Genomic DNA, 25,343 nt, shown 5'->3' with positions numbered 1-25,343 from the left:
GAACTAAAGCCCCTCCAACTCCGCCATCAAATCATTCAACCGATCCACCTTCTCCTCGGTAATGTCACTGGCCGCCAATCCATCGATGTACTCAGCCAGTTCCTCTACCGTGCTGCACTCAAACATCGCGCGCAGCGGCACGTTGCGTTGCAGGGCTTTCTGCACCCGCGATGCAATTTGCGTCGCCAGCAAGGAATGCCCGCCGAGTTCGAAGAAGTTGTCGCGCACGCCGACCTTTTCCACCTTCAACACCTCGGCCCAGATATCAGCCAGGGTCTGCTCCAGCTCGTTGCGCGGGGCGAGATAATCCTCGCTCTGCAATTGACCGATCTCCAGCGCCGGCAGGGCTTTGCGGTCGAGTTTGCCGTTGGCATTGAGCGGCATCTGCTGCAGCCACAGCCAGTGCAGCGGCACCATGTATTCCGGCAGTTCGGCGCGCAGGCGCTGCTTGATCCGTTCAAGGCGTTCGCCCGGATTGAGCGCTGCATCGGCAGCAACCAGATAACCCACCAGATGCTTGCCGTTGACGCCTTCCTGCACGCCAACCGCAGCGTCGCGCACTTCCGGCTGTTCATGCAGGCGCGCTTCGATTTCACCAAGTTCGATGCGGAAGCCGCGAATCTTCACCTGATGATCGACGCGGCCGACGTATTCCAGCACGCCGTCAGCGCGGCGCCGCGCCAGGTCGCCGGTACGGTACAGACGCTCGCCCGGCGCGCCGAACGGATTCGGCACGAACACTGGCGCGGTGCGCAGCGGATCACTGACGTAGCCGCGTCCGACACCGGTGCCGGCCACGCACAGTTCACCCACCGCGCCCAGCGGTACCAGATCCAGCGCACCATCGAGCAGATAGAGCAAGTTGTTGTCGGTCGGCGTGCCGATCGGCAAATAACTGCCGCGCGTCGAGGCCAGGTCAACGCGGAAGAACGCCACGTCGTCGGAACATTCCGCCGGGCCATAAGCATTGACCAGACCGATGTCCGGGTAACGCAGCAGCCATTGATGCGCCAGTTCGGGCGGCATCGCTTCGCCGGTCGGCAGCATCCAGCGCAGACCGTCGAGGCTCATGTGGTCAGCGCCGAGCATGCCCTGGATCAGCGAGGGCACACTCTCCAGCACGGTGATGCCCTGCGCCTGCACATGCGCCAGCAGACCTTGCGGATCGTGTGCGATGGTGTTCGGCACGATGTCGACCCGCGCGCCGAACAACGGCGCGGCGAGGAACTGCCAGACGGAAATGTCGAAGCTTTGCGAAGCGGTCTGCGCGATCACGTCGGCCTCGCTCAAGTCGAGGTACGGGCGTTTGCTCAACTGGTTGTTGAGCATGCCGCGCTGCTCGACCATCACGCCTTTTGGCAAACCGGTCGAACCCGAGGTGTAGATCACATAAGCGAGGTTATCCGGGCTGCTGTGAATGCCGGGATTCTCAGTCGCCGTCCCCGATACCTGCACCTCTTCCCACACCAGCAAGCGCGGACGATTCGAACAGCCAAACTCCTCGAGCAAACTCTGCGCCTGTTGAAAGCAGGCGGCGCTGCATACCAGCAATGGCGTGCGGCTCATCTCGATGATGCGGCTCAGGCGCTGGCTCGGCAGTCCCGGGTCCAGCGGCAGGTAACCGGCGCCGGCCTTGAAGCTGCCGATGATCATGCCGAGCAGGTCGAGATTACGCTCGGCCAGCAGCGCCACCGGTTGATCCATGCGCACCCCGGCGGCGATCAGCGCATGACCCAGGCGGTTGGCGTTGTGATTCAGCTCGGCATAGCTCAATTGCTGATCGAGGCAACTGGCGGCAATGCGCTGCGGCTGCGCCGCGACCTGCGCTTCGAACAGCGCCACGTAGCTTTGCTCCAGCGGATAGTCGTGGCCGCTCTGGTTGCAACCGTGCAGGAGGAAATCGCGTTCTTCGTCGCCCAGCAACGGCAAGTCGGCCATGTCGCCATGAAAGCCGTCGACCAGCGCCAGCAGCAACCGCTTGAACTCAGCGAGCATGCGCTCGACCGTCGACTCGTCGAAATAACGCTGGTCATACGACAGGTGCAAACCAAGGTCATCGCCCGGGTAGCACACCGCCGTCAGCGGGAAGTTAGTGTGGGTCCGGCCGGAATCCGAGGTCGCGTTCAAGCTCTGTGCACGATCCAGCACCGAGACTTCCACCGGAGCGTTTTCGAACACGAACAGGCTGTCGAACAGCGGCTGGCCTTTGGGCAATTCGCTCTGTTCCTGGATGTTCACCAGCGGCAGGTATTCGTACTCGCGCAGTTGCATGTTGCTGTCGAGCAACGCGCTGAGCCACTGGCGCACGCTGCTGCGCTGATCGTCCGCAGGCATCTTCACCCGCAGGGCGATGCTGTTGATGAACAGGCCGACGGTACGTTGCATCTCCGGCATGTCCACCGGGCGCCCGGCCACGGTCACGCCGAAGAGCACGTCGCGGTCGCCGCTCAAGCGTCGCAGAACCAGAGCCCACGCCGCCTGGGCAAAGGTGTTGACGGTCAATTGATGGGCCTGCGCCAGCTCGCGGAGCCGCACACCGTCCTCGACATTCAGGCGGGTGTAGCGGTCGCCGACGATCATGCCGCCGCTTTCACCGGCATGCTCGCGCAGGAACGGCCGGTCGCTCGGGATCGGCGTGGTGCGCTCGAAGCCCTGCAGATTCTGCCGCCACCACTGCCGCGCTTCGGCCAGGCTCTGCCGTTGCAGCCAGCCGATGTAATCGCGATAACGCGGCGGCACGCTCAACTGCGCTTCACGACCTTCGCCGAGGGCGGTGTAGATCTCGAAGAAGTCGTTCATCAGCAGCGAACGGCACCAGGCGTCGATGAGAATGTGGTGGTTGCTCATCATGAACCAGTAGCGCGCCGCGCCGACCTTGATCAGGCGCAGGTGGAACGGCGCCTGATTGAGCAGATCGAAACCCGCCTCGCGCTCGCTTTTCAGCAGCGCTTGCAGTTTCGGTTCCTGCTCGGGTTCGGCGACGGCGCTCCAGTCCAGATACTCGATCGGCGTGCGACCCGGGGTGTGAATCACTTGCAGCATGTCTTCGCCGACGTTCCAGCAGAACGAGGCGCGCAACGCTTCGTGACGCGCGACCACCGCTTGCCAGGCCTGAGCGAAACGCTCGGGATCGAGTTCGCTGTTAATGCGATAACGATCCTGCATGTAGTACAGACCGGTACCGGGCTCGAGCAGGGTGTGCAGGAGCATGCCCTCCTGCATCGGCGTCAGCGGATAGACATCTTCGATGTGTGCGGCCGGCACCGGCAAGGCGTCGAGTTGCGTCTGGGTCAGTTTTGCCAGCGGGAAGTCCGACGGCGTCAGACCGCCGGCCCCTTCCTGCAGGCAATGTTCGATCAGGCTTTGCAGCTCACCAACGTAAGCATCGGCCAGATCGTGGATGGTCTGCGCGTCATAACGCTCGGCGCTGAAGGTCCAGCGCAGGAGCAATTCGCCGCCATACACCTGACTGTCGACGCTCAGCTCGTTCGGCAACGGCGCCTGTGGGTCGTGGGCGGCACCGACCGGCTCATCGAGCGGACGGAGCAGCGCATCGCTGGCAAAACTCTGGTCGAACTGGCCGAGGTAATTGAAGGTGATCGGCGCGCTCGGCAGCGTAGCCATGCTCTGCCGGCAACCGTCATCGGCGAGATAGCGCAGCACGCCATAACCGAGACCTTTGTGCGGCACGGCGCGCAGTTGTTCCTTGATCGCCTTGATCGAAGCGCCCTGCCCGGCGGCCTCTTCGAGGGTGTGCGGAGTCAGGCGCAGCGGGTAGGCGCTGGTGAACCAGCCGACCGTACGGGTCAGGTCGATCTCGTCGAACAGGGTTTCGCGACCGTGACCTTCCAGTTGAATCAGTGCCGACGGCTGGCCGCTCCAGCGGCACAGCACGCGGGCCAGTGCGGTCAGCAGCAGGTCGTTGACCTGGGTGCGGTACGCGCTCGGCGCCTGTTGCAGCAACTGCCGGGTACGCTCGGCATCGAGGCGCACGCTGACGGTGTGCGCATGACGATTCTGCCCGCCGCCCTGCGGATTCTCGCAAGGCAGGTCAGCGCTCGGCCCGGCCAGTTGCGCTTGCCACCAGCTCAATTCTTCACGTAGAGATTCGCTGCCAGCGTAGGCCAGCAAGCGCGCGGCCCAGTCCTTGAAGGCGCTGGTTTTCGCCGGCAGTTTCAGCGGCTGCGCAGCGTCGAGTTGGCGATACGCCGTTTGCAGATCGTCGAGCAGCACGCGCCAGGAAACACCGTCGACCACCAAGTGGTGGATGGCGATAAACAGGCGTTGCTGATCATCAGCGACATCGACCAGCACCGCGCGCAGCAACAGGCCATTGTGCAGATGCAGACTGCGTTGCGCGTCGGCGAACAGGCCTTCGCACTGTTCCAGCGAATCGACGCTGAATTGCCACAGCACATCCTCATCCGTCAGCGCTTGATGCGTCGCTTGCCATACGCCATCGGTTTCGCTGAAACGCAGACGCAGTGCATCGTGCTGCTCGATCACCGCCAGCAAAGCCTGGCGTAAACGTTGCGGCTCGAGCGGCACAGTCGGTTCCAGCAACAGCGCCTGATTCCAGTGCTGACGCTCGGGGATATCCGTATCGAAGAACCAGTGCTGAATCGGTGTCAGACGCGACTCGCCGTCGACCAGACCTTGCTCGGCAGTCACTTGCTGCGTGCGACTGGCAACTGCAGCGAGCGTCTGCACGGTCTGATGCTGGAACAGATCACGCGGGCTGAAGTGAATACCCTGCTGACGCGCGCGGCTGACCACTTGAATCGACAAAATCGAATCACCGCCGAGTTCGAAGAAGTTATCGCTGAGACCGACCTGCCTGACGTTGAGCACGTCGCACCAGATCTGCGCGAGGGTCTGCTCCAGCGCGTTGCTCGGCGCGATGTAGTCCTGCCGATTGAGCTGCAGATCCGGTGCCGGCAAGGCGCGGCGGTCGAGTTTGCCGTTGGCGGTCAGCGGCATGCTCGCCAGCAGTATGAGGTGGGTCGGCACCATGTAATCCGGCAGTTGCGCCTTGAGGTGAGTCTTCAGTGCCTCGCGCAGTTCCGCTTGTTGCGCCTGATTTTGCTCGGCTACGTCGGTCACCAGGTAACCCACCAGTTGCTTGCCACTCGGTGCGTCCAGCGCCAGCACTACGGCTTCGCGGATAGAAGGGTGATCGAGCAGGCGCGTTTCGATTTCGCCCAGCTCGATACGGAAACCACGGATCTTCACCTGATGGTCGATCCGGCCCAGATACTCGACCAGACCATCGGCACGCTGGCGCACCAGGTCGCCGGTGCGATACATGCGTCCGCCATCAGCGGCAAACGGGTCAGCGACGAAACGCTCGGCGGTGATGCCCGGACGGTCGTGATAGGCCTGGGCCAGACCGGCGCCGCCAACGAACAATTCACCGGTCGCACCTTGCGGCACCAACGCCAGATCGGCGTCGAGAATGTACGCGACCCGCGCGCCGATCACGCTGCCGATCGGCACACTGCCGGCGCCCTCTTCCAGCACCTGCGGCGCCAGACTGGCCAGCGGCATGACCACGGTTTCGGTCGGGCCGTAGGCGTTGAAGAACTGCGCCGGTTGGAACGCCGCGCGGATGCGCTGCAGATGCTCGCCGGTCAGCGCTTCGCCGCCGGTGATGATCATCCGCACCGGCAGGACTTGGTTCTGTGTCGCGAGAAACTGCGCCAACTGGCTGCCGTAGCTTGGCGTGAAGCCAAGGACGTTGATTCGATGCGTACGAATCAAACCGCAGATTTCTTCCGCGTCCCACTGGCCCTGCGCCCGCAACACCACCTGCGCACCGCTGAGCAGCGGCACCAGCAGACGTTCGGTGGCGGCGTCGAAGTTGATCGAATAGAAATGCAGTTCACAGTCGTCCGGGCGCATGCCGAAGCGTTCGATCACGGCCTGGCAGTGCATGGCGATTTCGCCGTGGGAGACCACCACGCCTTTCGGTTTGCCGGTCGAGCCCGAGGTGTAAATCAGATAAGCCTGATGTTGCGGCAGGCTGATAAACGGCAACTCGCTGGCCGGGTAGTCGGCCAACCCGGCGCTGTCATCTTCCAGGCACCAGCGCGCCACGCTTGGCGGCAACTCGCCGAGGGCTTCGAACATCGCCCGATCGCTGAGCAGCAGGCCGATGCGACTGTCTTCGATCATGCAGTGCAAACGGTCGAGCGGGTATTCCGGATCCAGCGGCACATAGGCGCCGCCAGCCTTGAGAATCGCCAGCAGGCCGATGACCATTTCCAGCGAACGCTCCAGCGCCAGACCCACCCGCACTTGCGGGCCGACCCCGCGTTCACGCAGCGCCCAGGCCAAGCGATTGGCGCGGGCATCGAGCTCGGTGTAGCTCAGAGTCTGCCCGGCGAAGGTCAGCGCCGGCGCGTCTTTGCGCGCCAGTGCCTTTTCGGCAAACAGATGATGAATGCACTGGTCGAGACGATGCTCGCCCGGCTCGATGCCGAGGCTCTCGAGCAGTTGCTGTTGCTCAGGCTGATCGAGCAACGGCAATTCGCTGAGCCGTTGCTGCGGATTGGCGATCAACGCTTCAAGCAGGTTGCGCCAATGCCTGGCCATGCGCGCGATGGTCGGTTCGTCGAACAGATCGGTGCTGTAGGTCAGGCAGCAACCGAGGCGATGGTCGAGGTCGGTGACTTCCAGATTGAGGTCGAACTTGGTCGCCCGCGCATCGTTGGCCAGGTACTCGACGGTCATACCGGCCAGCGTGCGGCTCTGCTGGAATTCCCAGCGCTGGACGTTGCACATCACCTGGAACAGCGGGTTGTAAGCGGCGCTGCGCGGCGGCTGCAAGGCTTCGACCAGATGATCGAACGGCAGATCCTGATGGGACTGGCCTTCGATCACCGTGTGGCGCACTTGCTCGAACAATTCGCCGACCGACATCTGCCCGTCGATCTGGCAACGCAGCACCTGGGTGTTGAGGAACGCACCGATCAGCCCTTCGCTTTCCGGGCGGATGCGGTTGGCCACCGGCGCGCCGATGCGCAGGTCGGTCTGGCCGCTGTAGCGGTAGAGCAACGTGGCGAGTGCGGCAGTCATGGTCATGAACAGGGTCAGACCGTTTTGCGCGTTGAACGCCCGCACCCGCGCGGCGAGATCGTCGCTCAGATCGAAACGGAACAGCTCGCCCTGGTGGCTTTGCACCGGTGGACGCGGACGGTCGCCGGGCAATTCCAGCAGCGGATGTTCGCGACCCAGTTGTGCAGTCCAATAGTCGAGTTGGCGCTGACGCTCGCCGGATTCCAGCCACTGGCGCTGCCAGACGCTGTAGTCGAGGTATTGCACCGGCAGCGGCTCGAGCGGTGATTCGCGCTCATCGACGAACGCTTCGTACAACGCGCTGAGTTCACGGGCAAAGATGTCCATCGCCCAGCCTTCGGTGACGATGTGGTGCAGGGTCAGAACGAAGTAATGCTCGTGCTCGGCAGTCTTGACCAGACAGGCGCGCAGCAGCGGGCCGGTTTCCAGGTCGAAAGGCTGGTGCGCTTCTGCATCGGCCAGTTGCTGGACTTGTTGTTCACCCACAGCCGCCGGCAGGCTGGAGAAATCCTTCCAGCCCATGCGCACGCCGGTCTGGGCATGCACTTGCTGGCGGGCGACACCGTCGACACTTGGGAACGTTGTGCGCAGGGTTTCGTGACGCAGGATCAGCGCCTGCAACGCGGCCTCGAAATGCTCGACATGCAGCACGCCACGCAGGCGCGCCATGCCACCGACGTTGTACGCCGGGCTGTCCGGTTCCATCTGCCAGAGGAACCACATGCGCTGCTGCGAATAGGACAACGACACCGCTTGGCTGCGATCGACTTTGCCGATCGGCAACTGTTGGTTGGTGCGCCCGCTGGCCTGGATCTGGCGGATCTGTTCGGCGTAATCGCCCAGTTCGCTGTGCTCGAACAGCGTGCGCAGCGGCAGTTCGACGTCACAGGCCTGACGTGTGCGGGAGATGATCTGTGTGGCCAGCAGCGAGTGACCGCCGAGGGCAAAGAAATCGTCGCTCAGGCCAATCTGATTTAGGCCGAGTACTTCACGCCAGATGGCGGCGATTTGTTGTTCCAGTTCGCTGACCGGTTCGACGTGTTCACGCACCTGCCATTGCGGTTCAGGCAAGGCGCGGCGGTCGAGTTTGCCGCTGGGGCTCAGCGGCATCGCGTCGAGGCGCAGCAGTTGCGCCGGGACCATATACTCCGGCAGCTCGGCGGCCAAAGCGGCTTTCAGGCGAGCGATTTGCTCATCGGCATCTTCAGGGAAATCGGTTGTCGTGAAGTAGCCGATCAGTTGCGCACCGGCAGCGGTTTCGCGCACCAGCACCACGGCTTGGGCGACGCCCTCCTGAGCGAGCAGCCGCGCCTGGATTTCTTCCGGCTCAACCCGAAAGCCGCGCAGCTTGACCTGCTGATCGAGACGGCCGAGGTATTCGATCACCCCGTCGGAGGTCCAGCGCGCACGGTCGCCAGTGCGGTACAAGCGGGCGCCCTGCTCGCCCGATGGATCGACGACAAAACGTTCAGCGGTCAACGCCGGACGGCCGAGATAGCCACGGGCCAGACCGCTGCCGCTGATGCACAGCTCACCCGGCACGCCCGCTGGAACCGGGTTGAGATCGGCATCGAGGATGCGGCAGATCACGTTGCCCAGAGGCCGGCCAATCGGCGAGCGCTCGCCATCGGCGCTGGTGCAATGCCAGTGCGTGACGTTGATCGCAGTTTCAGTCGGGCCGTAACGGTTGTGCAGTTGCACCGCCGGCATTTGCGCGAGGACGCGATTGCGCAGTTCGGCCGGCAGTGCTTCACCGCCGGAGAATACCCGACGCAGGCTGGTGCATTCGGCGCTCAGCGGTTCATCAATGAACAGCGAGAGCAGCGGCGGCACAAAGTGCAGCGTGGTCACGCCATGTTCTTGAACCAGTTGCGCGATGCGATGGGGATCGCGGTGTTCGCCGGGGCCGGCAATCAGCAGACGCGCGCCAGTGATCAGCGGCCAGAAGCATTCCCACACCGAGACATCGAAACTGATCGGCGCTTTTTGCATCAGCACGTCGGTTTCATCGAGGGCGTAGGTGTTCTGCATCCATTGCAGGCGCTCGGCCAGCGCTGCGTGGGTATTGCCGACGCCTTTCGGTTGCCCGGTGGAACCCGAGGTGTAAATCACGTAGGCGAGATTGTCGCCGTGCAAATGCAGGCCCGGTGCATGGCTCGGCCATTTTTCCAGGTGCAACGCGTCCATGGCGATCACACTGACACCGTCGCTGGCTGGCAGGCGCTCAAGCAGTTCGGTCTGGGTCAGGAGCAGTTCGACGCCACTGTCGCTGAGCATGTACGCGAGGCGCTCGGCCGGATATTCCGGATCAAGCGGCACATAGGCGCCGCCAGCCTTGATGATCGCCAGCAGACCGATCAGCAGTTGCGGCGAACGCTCGGCGGCGATGGCCACGCACACGTCCGGGCCGACGCCTTTGTCGCGCAGGTAATGGGCGAGCCGGTTGGCTTGCGCGTGCAGCTCGGCAAAATCCAGGCTACCGGTCTCCCACGCCAGCGCGGTGCGGTGCGGGGTTTTATGCAGTTGCTGGTCGAGCAGCTCCGGCAGCCACTGTTGCGCCGCGGTGCACGGTGCGACGCTCCAGTCCTTCTGCTGGTGTTGCTCGCTGGCGGTCAACAGGCGCAGATCGCCGATGGCCTGCTGTGGCTGTTCGCACACTTCGCCCAGGAGATTGTGGAAATGCTCGGCCAGTCGCTCGATGGTCGCGGCGTCGAACAGTTCGCTGGCGTAGTCGAACGACAAGCTCAGACGTCCGTTGCGGTCTTCTTCACTGTGCAATTGCAGATCGAACTTGGCCTCGCGGCTGTGCCACGGCAGCTCTTCGGCGAGCAGACCGGGCAAGCGCTTGAGTGCACCGAGGTCGCGCTGCTGATGGTTGAACATGACCTGGAACAGACCCTGTTCGCGGGCCTGCGGGAAGGCTTCAAGCAGTTGCTCGAAGGGCAGATCCTGATTGTCCTGGGCGCCGAGTGCGGCCTGGCGGGTCTGGCTCAGCAACTCGGCAAACGGCAGGCGCGAATCGACGTGTGCACGCAATACCTGGGTGTTGATGAAGAAGCCGATCAGGCCTTGGGTTTCCAGGCGCGGACGGTTGGCATTGGGTACGCCGATGCGAATGTCGCGCTGACCGCTGTAGCGGTGCAGCAGGCTCTGCAACGCGGCGAGCAGAAGCATGAACGGCGTGGCTTGGTGCGCCTGCGCGGTCTGGCGGATCGCCTCGCTGAGCTGGGCACTCAGGCGCACGCTGTGGCGCGCAGCGCTGTGGTTTAGTCTGGCCGAGCGGGGATGATCGGTAGCCAGCTCCAGTGTCGGATGCTCATCGCCCAACTGCGCTTTCCAGTACGCCAGTTGCCGCTCGCCCTCGCCTTGCGCCAGCCATTGCCGCTGCCAGTTGCCGTAGTCGGCGTATTGCGTGGGCAGCACTGCCAGGTTTGCCGTTGTACCCTGCGCAGCGGCGGCGTAGAGGCGCGAGAACTCGTCGAGGAGAATATTCAGCGACCAGCCGTCGGCGATGATGTGGTGCATCGTCACCAGCAGTTGATGTTCTTCATCGTCGAGACGCACCAGGGTCACCCACAGCAACGGGCCTTTTTCCAGGTCGAACCGAGTGCGCGCCTGGTCTTCGCGAATCTGCTCGGCCCGGGCTTCACGCTCGGCCGCTGGCAGGTCGCTGATGTCGATCAGTTGCAGATTGAATTCGGCGGCGGCGAGCACTTGCTGCAATGCCACACCGTCGCGTTCGAAGAAACGCGTGCGCAGGGATTCGTGGCGTTCGATCAGTTGCTGGAAGCTGCTGCGCACGGCGTCTTCGTCCAGCTCCCCACGCAGGCGCAGGCCACCGGGAATGTTGTAGGCGCTGCTGTGCGGGTCGAGCTGCCAGGTGATCCACAGACGATTTTGTGCCAGCGACTGCGGCATCGCCTCGCTGCGCGACAGCGCGGTGATAGCACCCTGCGCGCTGCCACCGTCCTGTTGTTGCTGCGCCACAGCGGCGGCGAAGGCGGACAGAGTCGGCGCTTCAAAGAGCAGGCGCAGACTCAGCTCTACACCGAGTTTTTCGCGAACCCGCGCGACGACTTGCGTGGCGGCGATCGAGTTGCCGCCGAGCAGGAAAAAGTGATCATCGGCGTTGACCTGCTTGACGTTGAGTTGCTCGGCCCAGATTTGCCCGATCACCGTTTCAAGATCCGAAGCGCTGCTGGTCGCGGTTGGGATTTCGGCGGTCGTCGACGGGAACACCGCGTAACTGTCGAGACTGCCATCGGCCAGACGATTACGGCATGCCGAACGCTGCAGTTTGCCGCTCGAGGTTTTCGGCAACGCACCCGGATTGAGCAGCACCACCACACTCGGCGCCTCTTGATACGCCTCGGCGACGGCTTGGCGAATGGCTTTGATCAGCGCTTCTGGCGGAAGGATTTTCTGTACGCTGCGGCTGATTTCCGCAGCGATGCCGATGCCCTCTTCGCCACCGTGATTAACGGCGAACGCCGCCACGCGACCCTTGCGCACAACTTCGACTTCGCGTTCGACGGTCTGCTCGATGTCCTGCGGATAGAGGTTGTGCCCGCGGACGATGAGCATGTCTTTCAGACGCCCGGTGACGAACAATTCGCCGTCACGGACAAAGCCCAGATCACCGGTGCGCAGCCAGGTGCGGCCGGCGTGCTGAACGAAGGTCTTGGCGCTGGCTTCGGGATTGCGCCAGTAGCCGTGGGCAATGCTCGGGCCGGCGGCCCAGACTTCACCGACCGCGTTGTCCGCCAGTTCCTTGAGCGTATTCGGTTCGACGATCAGCACCGCGTGTTCCGGCTGGCTGATGCCACAGCTCATGATCGCGCTGCCGTCGCCCGGCTCGGCGCGGTTTTGTGCCAGCGCCTGATCGTTCACGCGCAGCGCCGGGATGCCGTTGCCGCGCGGCGTGCCGGCGACAAACAGGGTCGCCTCGGCCAAACCGTACGAAGCCATGAAACTCTGCTCACTGAAACCGCAGGCAGCGAATTTCTCGGCAAAGCGTTCAAGGGTATCGAGGCGGATCGGCTCGGAGCCGGAATAGGCCACGCGCCAACGGCTCAGATCGAGGCGTTCCAGCGCCGATTCGCTGACCCGCTCGCTGCACAGGCGGTAGGCGAAATCCGGCCCGCCGCTGATGGTACCGCCGTATTCGGCGATCGCTTCCAGCCAGCGCAATGGCCGGCCGAGGAAGTATGCCGGCGACATCAGAATGCACGGCACGCCGCTGAAGATCGGCTGCAGCAGGCCGCCGATCAATCCCATGTCGTGATACAGCGGCAACCAGCTGACGATGACGTCGTCCGGGTTGACGTCGATGCCGAAACCGTGACGGATCAGCAGTTCGTTGGCGACCAGATTGCCGTGGCTGACTTGCACGCCCTTGGGCAGCGCAGTAGAGCCGGAGGTGTATTGCAGGAAGGCGATGTGCTCGGGCGGCAGGCTCGGCTCAACCCAGCGCTCGGCCAGTGCGCTGTCGAGGGTGTCGACGCACAACAGCGGCGGCGCGCCCTCGATTTGCTGCAAGGCATCGCGCAGGTCGGCGCTGGTCAGCAACAGCCTGGGCTCGGCGTCGGCGATGATCGACAGCAAGCGTTCCTGATGGTGACGCCGGGCGGATTCCGGCGGATAGGCCGGCACCGCAATCACACCGGCATACAGGCAGCCGAAAAACGCCGCGACGTAATCCGCGCCACTGGGGAACAGCAGCACCGCGCGCTCACCGAAACCGGCCTCGGCCTGCAATGCAGCGGCGATGGCGCGCGCGCGTTGATCCAGTTCGCGATAGCTGAGCACCACAGCCTGCTCAGGGTTTTCGGCGAGAAAACGCAAGGCCAGTCGGTCCGGCGTCAGGGCCGCACGACGCTTGAGGGCATGGACCAGGGTGCTGGGGAGTTCGAACGCGTCGGTCATGAGGTTTCCTGCCTGAATTCGGCTTGCAAGTGGAATCGGGTGGCTGCGTCACGCCTGTCGAGAGGCGTGCAGGGCGCGGTCTGTGCCGACCGCGCAAGGCATCGGAATGCGCTGTGGCCGGGGATCAACACCCGGAACCATTCACCAATGAGAACGGATGACGTCTTGAAATAATTAGTCGGCAGGCTCGACGTTCAACGGGGCCAGGCTGCGGCAGCGTGTCGCAGTTCGCAAAACACATCGACTTACAGCAGTACTTCTCTTTCTCATTTGACAATCATTATCATTCAACATAATTTGTCGCTCGATGTGTAGGACGGCGCCGTCCCCCCAGGCCCTCCCACTAACCTATTGGCAGCAAGGTGATTTCCATGACGGAACAAGTATCCACAAGCAGGTGCGATTCACCGCTACTTCAGGCATTCGTCGACAATCGACTGATTCTGGTCAAGATTGCAGCCCGCATTACCGGCTGCAGGTCTCGTGCCGAAGACGTGGTTCAGGATGCGTTTTTCCGACTGCAATCGGCGCCGCCGATCACGTCGTCGATCAAGGCCCAGCTGAGCTACCTGTTCCAGATCGTGCGCAACCTCGCCATCGATCATTACCGCAAGCAGGCGCTCGAACAGAAATACTCAGGCCCGGAAGAGGAAGGCTTGAACGTGGTGATTCAGGGCGCTTCGCCGGAAACGTCGCACATCAACTTCTCGACCCTGGAACACATCGCCGATGCGCTGACCGAACTGCCCAGCCGCACCCGCTACGCCTTCGAGATGTATCGCTTGCACGGCGTGCCGCAGAAAGACATCGCCAAGGAACTCGGCGTATCGCCGACCCTGGTCAACTTCATGATTCGTGATGCGCTGGTGCACTGCCGCAAGGTGTCGGGCAGTCGGCGGGATGGGGTGATCGCGGGTCGTCGCTGAGACCGCGTCGTCTGATCAAAAAAGATCGCAGCCTTCGGCAGCTCCTACTTGAGAATGCATTCCTCTGTAGGAGCTGCCGAAGGCTGCGATCTTTTGCTTGATGCGATATCAGGCCAATGGGCACCGATCAAAAAACCGCTCCCGCCCCAGAATCATCAGCGCCGCGCGCTTGTGCGGGAAATCAAATTCCTTTTCGCAGTGGAAACACTGGTTGTGCATATGCCCGATCATCTTCGCGTTATCGGCACGCGGCTCGGCGACCACGCGCTGGGTGCGTGGGTCATCGAGAAACAGGTAATGCACCAGCGCCGATAACCAGCTCGCCACTTTGTGCGGGCCGCGATGGCTTTCCTCGCCGACCAGCATGTGAATGCCACGGTCGTAATCGCCGGCATCGTAGAACGGCGCGATGCGGTCTTCCTTGGCCCAATAGGCTTCAAAATAGGCGAATGGCTGATCGTCAAAACAGCCGATCAGCGTCAGCGTGTGCGGATCGGCATCGAGCTTGCTCAGGTATTCGCGATGCTGCTCAAGGCTGCCCTCCTCCTGCCAGAAGCTCGCCACGCGCGGACTGTTCTGCCAGCGATTGAAGCGCGACAGGTCTTCTTCGATTTCCAGCGTACGCAGGGAAATCCACGCGCCGAGCCGCGCATCGAAACGTCGATAGACTTCACCCCGCGGCTTCACCGGGCGCAGCGGATGGCGCTTGCCCTGGCTGATAACCATTTGCTGCGGATAGCTGCCGGTCAGTGAAGCGCCGAGCCACGGTTGCGGCAGTTGCCAGAACAGCGTGCGCTCGCAGCGATATTCGCCAGCCACTTCGGTATTGATCAACAAACCGCTGAGCAATGCCTCGGTGGGCGGTTGGTCGAGTTGCCAGGTCAACTGCTGACACGCCGGGTCACGGGCGAACAACCAATAGCAGGCCGCCCACAAAGCTTGCCCGGGCGGCAGGGCGAAACGCTCGTCGAGCTGGATCGGGCCTTTGCCCTCGCGGTCGAGACGCAGCCGAATCAACGGCTGACCGTCCAGGCTCAGGCTCAAGCGGCTCTCGGTGGCATCAGCGATCAATTGACTGCCCGAGGGCAAGGCCAGGGCAGTCAGGTCATTCAGATTGGACATGGGTCGGGCTCACGTAATCGTCGACAGTTCAACGAAGTGACGTGAGCCGGAAGGGGAAATTTAAGCGCGGGATGAAAACCGCACCTTAGTGCTGAGGCACCGGCACCACCGCAATCCGGTACGGATCGAAGATCCTCAGCAATTCCCCGTTGTCGCGCAGCCCTTGCAGCAGCTTGCTGAAAGCTTCGCCAGTGATCGGAGCACTTGTGCGCAGAATCGCGTAGTGGTGATAGATCTGATCGGTACGCTGCGAGGGCAGCAAGGCGTCGCGGACCTTTTCGTTGCGCAGCAGGTAATCGAACAGATAGGAACGGGTCACCAGAGCAATGTCGGCGCGTCCGCGCAGGACCATCAGCAGGTTGCTGTCGTGGGAATAGGTCAGCGTGGCGTTGTAGTTTTTCGCGAGGTATTTCGGGTCGGCGTTGAAGTTGGCAAATTCGTAGTGATAACCGCTGAACAACGCCAGACGCTTGCCCGAAAGGCTGGAGAAATAGCTCTGCTGGCGGCCGTCTTCGCGTTGCGCGACGAAAATCTCGGCGTCTTCCAGGCCCATGTCGACGTCATCGTGGGGAATGTCTTTCCAGCCCCACTCGGGGTTTTCGAAGATCGCCATGTCGATGCGGCCCTGCTTGAAATCACCGAAGCGGCGCGGGATCGACGTCGGCACCAGGACGAACTGATAGTCGCTCTGCGAACTGTTCAACGCCTCGATCAATTGCGGCAACAGGCCGGTGTCGGCGCCGTTTTCCGGGCGAATCGTATAGGGCGGGAAATGCGCGGCGCCGACCCGGACCAATTGCGCTGACTGAACGGGCAATACCCATAACGCAGCCAGCGCAGCGAGCATCAGCCCGGCGGCTGTCCGAATTGGCGAAGACTTCAAAACACCCCACTCCCCGAAAAAAAATAGCGATCAATGCATTCAAGCTAGGCGGTTTCGCCGACTTAGCCAGTTTCCCGGCCGGTCCGACAACCGTTCAACGCGCTTCGAGGACCAGAATCAGCGCTTCATCGGCGAGTTGATCGAGGCTCAAACTGCCGCCGGCACGGAACCAGGTGGTGGTCCAGGACAGTGCGCCGGTGAGGAAACGTCGGGTAATAAAAACGTCGCCGCGAATATAACCGGCGTCCTTGGCCTCGCCCAGAACCTGCAGCCAGATGTCTTCATAAACGTCACGCAAAGCGAGGACTTTAGCCTGGCCGTCTTCGGACAATGAGCGCCATTCATACACCAGCACCGCCATCGCTTCGCCGCTGCCGCCCATGATCGACTGCAACTCGCAGCGAATCAGTGCCAGGACTTTCTCGCGCACGTCGTTTGCCTCGGCCAGGGCTGCGCGCATCAACGCGGTGTTGTAGCGGATGGTTTCCTCCATCACCGCGCGGAGGATTTCATCCTTGCTTTTGAAGTGATGAAAAATGCTGCCCGACTGAATGCCCACGGCGCTGGCCAGATCGCGCACCGTGGTGCGCTCGTAGCCTTTGTTGCGAAACAGGTGAGCCGCCACTTGCAGCAATTTGCCACGGGCGCTGTCCGGGTCGGTCAACTGGCCTGACTCGACCAGTTCGCGCATGACCCGCAGGGCTTTTTGCTCGTCCACCCGTTCTCTCCTACAGTCGATCAGTGTGTTGCCCCCTGTAACCGCAGGGTTGCGCGCAATTTAAGCCGCGCGCGGGCACCAAGCAAGCGCTTGGGCAGAAGAATGTTTCCCCTGTTTACAAACCAAGCGCTTGCTTGGTAGCCTCCAGACACTTCTGTCGCAGGTCCCTGAGTCGGAGATAAAAATGCCAACCACCGTGCGTATCGGCTGCGCCAGCGCCTTTTGGGGCGATACCTCCACCGCTGCCGCCCAACTGGTGACGGGCGGAGACCTCGATTATCTGGTGTTCGATTATCTGGCCGAGATCACCATGTCGCTGATGGCCGGCGCGCGTCTCAAAGACCCGCAGGCCGGTTACGCCGGCGACTTCATCGAAGTGCTGACGCCGCTGCTGACGCAACTGGCCGAACAGCAGATCCGCGTGATCAGCAATGCCGGCGGCGTCAATCCGCAGGCCTGCGCGGCTGCCCTGCAAGCGGCGTGCGACCAGGCCGGGGTCAAGTTGAAGATTGCCGTGTTGCTCGGTGATGACCTGCAAGGACACCTCGAAAACCCCGCCGACATCCGCGAAATGTTCAGCGGCGCCCCGCTTCCACGCGTGTGCGTGTCGACCAACGCCTACCTCGGCGCGCCGGGGATTGTCGAAGCGTTGCGTCTGGGTGCCGACATCGTCATTACCGGTCGGGTGGTCGACAGCGCCGTGGTCAGCGCGGCGCTGGTCCATGAATTCGGCTGGTCGTGGCATGACTACGACAAACTCGCCCAGGCCGCGCTGGCCGGGCACATCATCGAGTGCGGCGCGCAGTGCACCGGCGGCAATTTCACTGACTGGCGCGAGGTACCGGATTACGAGCACATCGGTTTTCCGATCGTCGAGGTCAGCGCCGATGGCCAGTTCCTCGTCAGCAAACCGGAAGGCTCCGGCGGGCTGGTCACGCCGCTGACGGTCGGCGAGCAGATGCTCTATGAAATCGGCGATCCGCAGGCTTACTTGCTACCCGACGTGGTCTGCGACTTCACTCAGGTCAAACTCCAGCAGCAAGGCAAAAACGTCGTGCAGGTGCACGGTGCCAAAGGCCTGCCGCCCACCGACAAATACAAGGTCAGCGCCACTTGTCCGGACGGTTTTCGCTGCACCGCCAGTTGCCTGATGGCCGGCATCGACGCAGTGGACAAGGCGCGGCGGGTCAGTCAGGCAATCATCGACAAGACCGCCGAGATGTTCAGCCTGCGCGGCTGGGCGCCCTACAGCGAAACCCATGTCGAACTGCTCGGCAGTGAAGCCACCTATGGCCCCCACGGTCAGCGCCGCGACAGCCGCGAAGTGGTGATCAAAATCGCCGTGCGGCATCCCGACAAACGTGCGCTGGTGCTGTTTTCCAAAGAGATCGCCCAGGCTGCGACCGGTATGGCGCCTGGCTTGACCGGCATCGTCGGCGGTCGCCCGAGCGTTTATCCAGTCATCCGCCTGTTCTCGTTTCTCATCGAAAAAAGCGCCTGCACCCTGCAAGTAGACATGGCTGGCGAGCGCCATTCGTGTGCCCTGCCCGCCTTGGTCGCTCTGGACAGTGCTGACTTGCCCGTCGCCCAGCATCCGCCCAAACCCCAGGGCCGCGCCGATGCCAGTGTGCCGCTGGTGAAACTGGCGGTGGCGCGCTCCGGCGACAAGGGCAACCACAGCAACATCGGCGTGATGCCGCGCCATCCCGATTACCTGCCGTGGATCGCCGAAGCGCTGACAACTTCGGTGGTGGTCGACTGGATGCGCCACGTCCTTGATCCAGTGCTCGGGCGTGTTGAACGCTGGTACCTGCCCGGCACCCACAGCCTCAACTTTCTCTTGGAAAACGCCCTCGGCGGTGGCGGTGTCGCCAGTTTGCGCATCGACCCGCAGGGCAAAGCCTTCGCCCAGCAATTATTGGAAATCCAGATTCCGGTGCCGCAGAGCATCGCCGAACAGCTCGTCTAGAGGATGGTGTGCATGGCTTACGCGTCGATATTCCGCGCCGATCTGTTCAGCGGCCAGAACCTGATTGTCACCGGCGGCGGCAGCGGCATCGGTCGCTGCACCGCCCATGAACTGGCGGCGCTCGGCGCCCATGTGCTGCTGGTCGGGCGCAAGCCGGAAAAGCTCGAAAAGGTCGCCGCCGAAATCACCGAGGACGGCGGCCGCGCGCACTGGAAGGCTTGCGATATCCGCGATGAAGAAGCGGTCAGGCAACTGATCAAAGAGCTGATCGCCGAACACGGGCCGATTCACGGTCTGGTCAACAACGCCGGGGGTCAGTACCCGTCGCCGCTGGCGTCGATCAATCAGAAGGGTTTCGAAACCGTATTGCGCACCAATCTGGTCGGCGGTTTTCTGATGGCCCGCGAGGTGTTCAACCAGTCGATGAGCAAACACGGCGGCAGCATCGTCAACATGCTCGCCGACATGTGGGGCGGCATGCCCGGCATGGGCCACTCGGGCGCCGCGCGTTCGGGCATGGACAACTTCACCAAGACTGCCGCGTTCGAGTGGGGCTATGCCGGGGTGCGGGTCAACGCTGTGGCACCGGGCTGGATTGCGTCCAGCGGCATGGACACTTACGAAGGCGCCTTCAAAGCAGTGATCCCGACGTTGCGCGAGCATGTGCCGCTCAAGCGCATCGGCACCGAGTCGGAAGTCAGTGCGGCGATCGTGTTTCTGCTCAGCCCGGCCGCGGCGTTCATCAGCGGCACCACGGTGAAAATCGACGGCGCCGCCAGCCTTGGCAGTCGCGCCTGGCCGCTGCACAAGGCCAGCCACAGCGAATCCTTCAACGGCTTTCACCGCGCCTATTTACCAGAAGTGTTGCGTCCCGACGTGCCCAAGGACGAGGAATAAGCCATGGCGCAGATCCAGTCGCAACTCGACCCGCACAGCGAAGCGTTCGCGCGCAACCGCGCCGCCATGCTCGCCGCCATCGAGCAGGTCCGGCAGCTTGAACAGAAGCTGCTGGACAAGGCCGCCGAAGCCAAAGACAAATTCAGCAAACGCGGGCAACTGTTGCCCCGCGAGCGTCTGAACCTGTTGCTCGACCCTGGCGCGCCGTTCCTCGAACTGGCCAGCCTCGCCGGCTACAAGTTGCACGACGACAAGGATGGCAGTTCGGCCGGTGGCGGGCTGATTGCCGGCATCGGTTACGTCTGCGGCATTCGCGCGATGGTGGTCGCCAACAACAGTGCGATCAAAGGCGGCACGATCTCGCCGAGCGGTCTGAAAAAATCCCTGCGCCTGCAACAGATCGCCCGGGAAAACAAACTGCCGATGATCACCCTCGCCGAAAGCGGCGGCGCCAATCTCAATTACGCGGCGGAGATTTTCGTCGAAGGCGCGCGCAGTTTTGCCAATCAGGCGCGCATGTCGGCCATGGGGTTGCCGCAGATCACCGTGGTGCACGGCTCGGCCACCGCAGGCGGCGCCTATCAACCGGGTTTGTCGGATTACGTGGTGGTGGTGCGCGGCAAGGCCAAGCTGTTCCTCGCCGGCCCGCCATTGCTCAAAGCGGCGACCGGCGAAGTGGCCAGCGATGAGGAGCTGGGTGGCGCCGAGATGCACGCGCAGGTCGCCGGTACCGCCGAATATCTGGCCGAGAACGATGCTGACGGCATACGTCAGGTGCGCGAAATCATGCGCATGCTGCCATGGAATGCACAGCTGCCATGGCAGCCGGAGGCGCAATTCAAAGAACCGCTCTACCCCATTGATGAACTGCTCGGGTTGATCCCGGACGATGCGAAAAAGCCCTACGACGTGCGCGAAATCATCGCGCGGATCGCCGATGAATCGGATTTTCTCGAGTTCAAGGGCGAGTTCGATCAACAAACCATCTGCGGCCAATTGAAAATCCAGGGCCGCGCCTGCGGCTTCATCGGCAACAACGGCCCGATCACCCCTCAAGGTGCGAGCAAGGCGGCGCAGTTCATCCAGTTGTGCGACCAGAGCCAGACGCCGCTGCTGTTTTTCCACAACACCACGGGTTTCATGGTCGGCACCGAATCGGAACAGCAAGGCGTGATCAAGCACGGCTCGAAACTGATTCAAGCGGTGGCCAACGCGCGGGTGCCTAAACTGACCATCGTCGTCGGCGGTTCCTACGGCGCCGGCAACTATGCGATGTGCGGACGCGGTCTCGATCCGCGCTTCATCTTTGCCTGGCCCAACAGTCGCACCGCAGTGATGGGCGGTGCGCAGGCCGGCAAGGTTTTGCGCATCGTCACCGAGGCCAAACAGCTCAAGGACGGCATCGAGCCCGATCCGAAAATGCTCGACATGCTCGAGCAGATGACCGCGCAGAAACTCGACAGCCAGTCCACCGCACTGTACGGCAGCGCCAACCTGTGGGACGACGGCCTGATCGACCCGCGCGACACCCGCACCCTGCTCGGTTACTTGCTGGATATCTGCCACGAAGCCGACAGGCGTACGCTGCAACCCAACAGCTTCGGCGTCAGCCGCTTCTGACCGCCACGGATCCTACGGAGAACAACAACAATGATCTTCACCCCGGAACACGAAGCCCTGCGCCGCACCGTCCGCCAGTTCGTCACGCACGAGATCAACCCGCACGTCGAAGAATGGGAAAAGGCCGGGCGCTTTCCCATCCACGATATTTTCCGCAAGGCCGGCGAACTGGGCCTGCTGGGCATTTCCAAACCGGAAAAATTCGGCGGTATGGGCCTCGATTACAGCTATTCGATTGTCGCCGCCGAAGAGTTCGGCACCATTCATTGCGGCGGGATTCCGATGTCGATCGGCGTGCAGACCGACATGTGCACTCCGGCACTGGCGCGTTTCGGCTCCGATGAACTGCGCGAAGAATTCCTCCGTCCGGCCATCACCGGCGAACAGGTGGGTTGCATCGGCGTTTCCGAAGTCGGCGCCGGCTCCGATGTCGCCGGGCTGAAGACCACGGCGCGCAAGGACGGCGACGACTACGTGATCAACGGCAGCAAAATGTGGATCACCAACTCGCCAAGCGCCGACTTCATCTGCCTGCTGGCCAACACTTCGGACGACAAGCCGCACATCAACAAGTCGCTGATCATGGTGCCGATGAACACGCCGGGAATCAGCCTCAGCTCGCACCTGGACAAGCTCGGCATGCGCAGCTCGGAAACCGCGCAGGTGTTCTTCGATAACGTGCGCGTGCCGCAGCGCAACCGCATCGGCCATGAAGGCGCGGGGTTCATGATGCAGATGCTGCAGTTCCAGGAAGAACGCCTGTTCGGCGCGGCGAACATGATCAAAGGCCTGGAATATTGCATCGACAGCACCATCGAGTACTGCAAGGAGCGCAAGACCTTCGGCAATGCGCTGATCGACAACCAGGTCATCCACTTCCGCCTCGCCGAATTGCAGACCGAAATCGAGTGCCTGCGTGCGCTGGTCTATCAGGCCACCGAGCAATACATCAAAGGCCAGGACGTCACGCGACTGGCGTCGATGGCCAAGCTCAAGGCCGGACGCCTCGGCCGCGAAGTCAGTGACAGCTGCCTGCAATATTGGGGCGGCATGGGTTTCATGTGGGACAACCCGGTGGCCCGCGCCTACCGCGATGTGCGCCTGGTGTCGATTGGCGGCGGCGCCGACGAAATCATGCTGGGCATCATCTGCAAACTGATGGGCATCCTGCCGGGGAAAAAGAAATGAGCGGCCTGCCGGATTGCCAGACGCTGTTGCTGGAACTGCATGGCGGCGTGCTGCATATCACTCTCAACCGCCCGGACAGCCGCAACGCGATGAGCCTGCAAATGGTCGCCGAACTGCGCGCGGTGCTGGCGGCGATACGCGATGACCGTACGGTGCGGGCGTTGGTGCTCAGCGGTGCCGGCGGGCATTTCTGCGCCGGTGGCGACATCAAGGACATGGCCAACGCACGGGCGCAGGGCACGGAGGCTTACCGCGAATTGAACCGGGCGTTCGGCGCGTTGCTGGAGGAAGCCCAGCACACGCCGCCAGTGCTGATCACTGTGCTGCAAGGCGCGGTGCTCGGCGGCGGATTTGGTCTGGCCTGCGTCAGCGATATCGCTTTGGCCGATCACAAGGCGCAGTTCGGGTTGCCGGAAACCAGCCTCGGCCTGATCCCGGCGCAAATCGCGCCGTTTGTGGTGCAACGGATCGGCCTGACCGAAACCCGCCGACTCGCGCTGACGGCGGCGCGTTTCGATGGCGCCGAGGCGCAGCGATTGGGGCTGGTGCATTTCGTTGAACAGGATGCGCAAGCACTGGCCGAACGGCTGGATGAAGTGTTGCAACAGGTGCTGCGCTGCGCCCCGCAAGCGAATGCGATGACCAAGAAATTGCTGTTGGCGAGTGCCGGGCAACCGTCGAATGAATTGCTGGACGACGCGGCGCAGTGGTTCAGCGCGGCGGTGACTGGAGACGAAGGGATCGAGGGGACTATGGCTTTTGTGCAAAAGCGCAAACCGCGGTGGGTCAACTAAAAGCTTCGCGAGCAGGCTCGCTCCCACAGGTCGAAATGCATTGCAAATGTGGGAGCGAGCCTGCTCGCGAAGAGTCCATCCAACCCACCGCAAAAACCTCAGGAAACCCACCATGCCCGCCATCCACAAATCCCGGGTCGAAATGCATTCCAAACGTGGGAGCGAGCCTGCTCGCGATGAGGCCATCACATTCACCGCCATCATTTCAGGAAATTCACCATGCCCACTCTCCACAAAATCCTGATCGCCAACCGCGGTGAAATCGCCTGCCGCATCCAGCGCACGGCCCAGGCGCTGGGCTATCGCACCGTCGCGGTGTTCAGCGATGCCGACGCCGATGCGCTGCATGTGCAAATGGCCGATCAGGCGGTGCACATCGGCCCGGCGCCGGTGCAGCAGTCCTACCTCAACATTCCGGCGATCGTCGAAGCCGCCCGACGCAGCGGCGCCGATGCGATTCATCCCGGCTACGGCTTCCTTTCGGAAAACGCCGATTTCGCCCGCGCCTGCGCCGAAGCCGGGCTGATCTTCATCGGCCCCAGCGCCGACGCGATCGAACTGATGGGCAGCAAACGCCTGTCGAAGATCGCCATGCTTGATGCCGGTGTTCCATGCATTGCAGGCTACCAGGGCGCCGCGCAGGACGACGCGACCCTGCTGGCCGAGGCCGAGCGCATCGGTTATCCGCTGATGATCAAGGCCAGCGCCGGTGGCGGTGGACGCGGCATGCGCCTGGTGCACGAGGCCAGCGAACTGGCGGCGCAACTGCGCACGGCTCGTTCCGAAGCACTGAACGGTTTCGGCAGTGACGAGTTGATCCTTGAGCAGGCACTGATCGAACCCCGCCATGTGGAAATGCAGCTGTTCGGCGATCAGCACGGCCATCTGGTCTACCTCGGCGAACGCGATTGCTCGATCCAGCGCCGCCATCAGAAAGTCATCGAAGAAGCACCCTGCCCGGTGATGACCGCCGAGCTGCGCCAGGCCATGGGCGAGGCGGCGCTCAAGGCCGGGCGCGCGGTGGATTACGTCGGCGCTGGCACCGTGGAGTTTCTGCTCGACGCGCGCGGGCAGTTCTATTTTCTGGAGATGAACACGCGCCTGCAGGTCGAACACCCGGTGACGGAAATGATCACCGGACTTGATCTGGTCGCATGGCAGTTGCTGGTCGCCGAAGGCCAGCCGTTACCGCTGACGCAGGAACAGATCCATCTCCACGGTCACGCCATGGAAGTGCGCCTCTACGCTGAAGATCCCGCCGCGGACTTTCTCCCGCAAACCGGCCAAATTGCCGCATGGCAGCCAGCGCTGGGCCACGGCGCGCGCATCGATCACGGTCTGCTTGAAGGTCAGTCGGTCAGCCCGTTCTACGATCCGATGCTGGGCAAACTGATCGCCCACGGCGCCACTCGTGAAGAGGCGCGGCGCAAGTTGTTGCGTGCGGTGCAGGACACCGTGCTGCTCGGGGTGCAGAGCAATCAACGTTTGCTCGAAGGCCTGCTGCAACATCCGCAGTTCATCAGTGGCGACTTCAGCACCGCTTTCATCCAGCAGCACTTTTCCAGCCACGCCAGTCTCAACGCCCATGTGCCAACGACGGAGCAACTGGCGATCGCCGTGGTGTTGTTTTATCAGGCCAGCGCCCTGCCCCATCGCGCCCCTTTGAACGGCTGGCGCAACAACGCCAGCGTGCCTCTGCACTATCGACTCGGCAGTGACGAGCAGGACTGGGCACTGTCGGTGATGGCGCGCAAATCCGGCGAATGTGTCGTGCAGGTCGGCGAACGCACGCTGGAATTGAAAGTCATCGAGCACACCGCGCAATCGGTCACCATGGAGGTCGACGGTCTGCGCCAGCGCCACGCCTATCGTCTGCACGACGGGCAGCTCTGGCTGTTCACCCATCCGGGCAGCCTGCGCCTGGAGGATCGAACTCATGCGCAGATCAGCAGTCAGACCAGCGTCGCCTCAGGCACCCTGAAAGCACCGATGGATGGTGCCATTGTCGACGTGCTGGTCAGCGAAGGCAGTACGGTCAGCAAGGGTCAATTGCTGGTGGTGCTGGAGGCAATGAAAATGGAGCATCCGCTGAAAGCCGGCATCGATGGCGTGCTCAAACGGGTGCAAGTGAAGGTCGGCGATCAGGTAAAAAATCGTCAGGTTCTGTTGCAGGTCGAGTAGTCGCCCGGACACAAGCGCGGGGTTTGACTACGCTCTGATAAAT

General features: G+C 62.6%; 11 protein-coding genes. 7 read left to right on the top strand and 4 right to left on the bottom strand.

From position 1 onward, the window contains the following. Positions 1-3 precede the first annotated feature (3 nt). Positions 4-13,002 carry a non-ribosomal peptide synthetase gene (locus BLU71_RS03290; protein WP_083352286.1) on the bottom strand — a complete coding sequence of 4,333 codons (12,999 nt, stop codon included), beginning with the start codon at positions 13,000-13,002 and terminating at the stop codon, positions 4-6. 371 nt (positions 13,003-13,373) lie between these two features. Here BLU71_RS03290 and BLU71_RS03285 point away from each other — a divergent pair, with 371 nt between their 5' ends. Continuing rightward, positions 13,374-13,928: an RNA polymerase factor sigma-70 gene (locus BLU71_RS03285; protein WP_042607842.1), complete on the top strand. Its 555-nt coding sequence runs from the start codon at positions 13,374-13,376 to the stop codon at positions 13,926-13,928. 108 nt (positions 13,929-14,036) lie between these two features. On the opposite strand, the gene BLU71_RS03280 is transcribed toward BLU71_RS03285, so the two are convergent. The 3 genes from BLU71_RS03280 to BLU71_RS03270 form a co-directional block, all read right to left on the bottom strand. Beyond that, entirely contained in the window at positions 14,037-15,050 is a 1,014-nt protein-coding gene (locus BLU71_RS03280) for a GNAT family N-acetyltransferase (protein WP_065616913.1), read from the bottom strand. A gap of 85 nt (positions 15,051-15,135) precedes the next feature. Continuing rightward, positions 15,136-15,933: a substrate-binding periplasmic protein gene (locus tag BLU71_RS03275; RefSeq protein ID WP_083352285.1), complete on the bottom strand. Its 798-nt coding sequence runs from the start codon at positions 15,931-15,933 to the stop codon at positions 15,136-15,138. A 94-nt stretch (positions 15,934-16,027) separates the two neighbouring features. Continuing rightward, the gene (locus tag BLU71_RS03270) at positions 16,028-16,651 is read right to left on the bottom strand and encodes a TetR/AcrR family transcriptional regulator (protein WP_042607845.1); all 624 of its coding nucleotides are present in this window, start codon (positions 16,649-16,651) and stop codon (positions 16,028-16,030) included. A 184-nt stretch (positions 16,652-16,835) separates the two neighbouring features. Between BLU71_RS03270 and BLU71_RS03265 the strand changes: the two genes are divergently transcribed. The 6 genes from BLU71_RS03265 (at position 16,836) to BLU71_RS03240 (ending at position 25,300) form a co-directional block, all read left to right on the top strand. Then, a complete protein-coding gene (locus BLU71_RS03265) occupies positions 16,836-18,620 on the top strand; it encodes an acyclic terpene utilization AtuA family protein (protein WP_083352284.1) in 1,785 nt (594 codons plus the stop codon). Positions 18,621-18,632: 12 nt separating this feature from the next. Continuing rightward, positions 18,633-19,517, top strand: a complete 885-nt coding sequence (locus BLU71_RS03260) for an SDR family oxidoreductase (RefSeq protein ID WP_083352283.1) — start codon at positions 18,633-18,635, stop codon at positions 19,515-19,517. Positions 19,518-19,520: 3 nt separating this feature from the next. Then, on the top strand, positions 19,521-21,137 hold the full coding sequence (atuC, locus tag BLU71_RS03255; protein ID WP_083352282.1) for a geranyl-CoA carboxylase subunit beta: 1,617 nt from the start codon (positions 19,521-19,523) through the stop codon (positions 21,135-21,137). 30 nt (positions 21,138-21,167) lie between these two features. Further along, positions 21,168-22,325, top strand: a complete 1,158-nt coding sequence (gene atuD / locus BLU71_RS03250; protein WP_042607849.1) for a citronellyl-CoA dehydrogenase — start codon at positions 21,168-21,170, stop codon at positions 22,323-22,325. Then, positions 22,322-23,119: an enoyl-CoA hydratase/isomerase family protein gene (locus tag BLU71_RS03245; RefSeq protein ID WP_083352281.1), complete on the top strand. Its 798-nt coding sequence runs from the start codon at positions 22,322-22,324 to the stop codon at positions 23,117-23,119. Before atuD ends, BLU71_RS03245 begins: the two co-directional genes overlap by 4 nt. A 219-nt stretch (positions 23,120-23,338) precedes the next feature. Then, on the top strand, positions 23,339-25,300 hold the full coding sequence (locus BLU71_RS03240) for an acetyl-CoA carboxylase biotin carboxylase subunit (protein ID WP_083352280.1): 1,962 nt from the start codon (positions 23,339-23,341) through the stop codon (positions 25,298-25,300). Positions 25,301-25,343: the final 43 nt, after the last annotated feature.

Source organism: Pseudomonas moraviensis, assembly GCF_900105805.1.
In the GTDB taxonomy this organism is placed as follows: domain Bacteria; phylum Pseudomonadota; class Gammaproteobacteria; order Pseudomonadales; family Pseudomonadaceae; genus Aquipseudomonas; species Aquipseudomonas moraviensis_A.
Note: the sequence above shows the minus strand (reverse complement) of the source record. Positions and strands in the feature narration are given on the sequence as shown.

Bases quoted from the DNA above. Each gene is read 5' to 3' on its own strand.
- BLU71_RS03290 (WP_083352286.1), bottom strand. From the start codon at position 13,002: ATGACCGACGCGTTCGAACTCCCCAGCACCCTGGTCCATGCCCTCAAG.
- BLU71_RS03285 (WP_042607842.1), top strand. From the start codon at position 13,374: ATGACGGAACAAGTATCCACAAGCAGGTGCGATTCACCGCTACTTCAG.
- BLU71_RS03280 (WP_065616913.1), bottom strand. From the start codon at position 15,050: ATGTCCAATCTGAATGACCTGACTGCCCTGGCCTTGCCCTCGGGCAGT.
- BLU71_RS03265 (WP_083352284.1), top strand. From the start codon at position 16,836: ATGCCAACCACCGTGCGTATCGGCTGCGCCAGCGCCTTTTGGGGCGAT.
- BLU71_RS03260 (WP_083352283.1), top strand. From the start codon at position 18,633: ATGGCTTACGCGTCGATATTCCGCGCCGATCTGTTCAGCGGCCAGAAC.
- atuC (WP_083352282.1), top strand. From the start codon at position 19,521: ATGGCGCAGATCCAGTCGCAACTCGACCCGCACAGCGAAGCGTTCGCG.
- atuD (WP_042607849.1), top strand. From the start codon at position 21,168: ATGATCTTCACCCCGGAACACGAAGCCCTGCGCCGCACCGTCCGCCAG.
- BLU71_RS03245 (WP_083352281.1), top strand. From the start codon at position 22,322: ATGAGCGGCCTGCCGGATTGCCAGACGCTGTTGCTGGAACTGCATGGC.
- BLU71_RS03240 (WP_083352280.1), top strand. From the start codon at position 23,339: ATGCCCACTCTCCACAAAATCCTGATCGCCAACCGCGGTGAAATCGCC.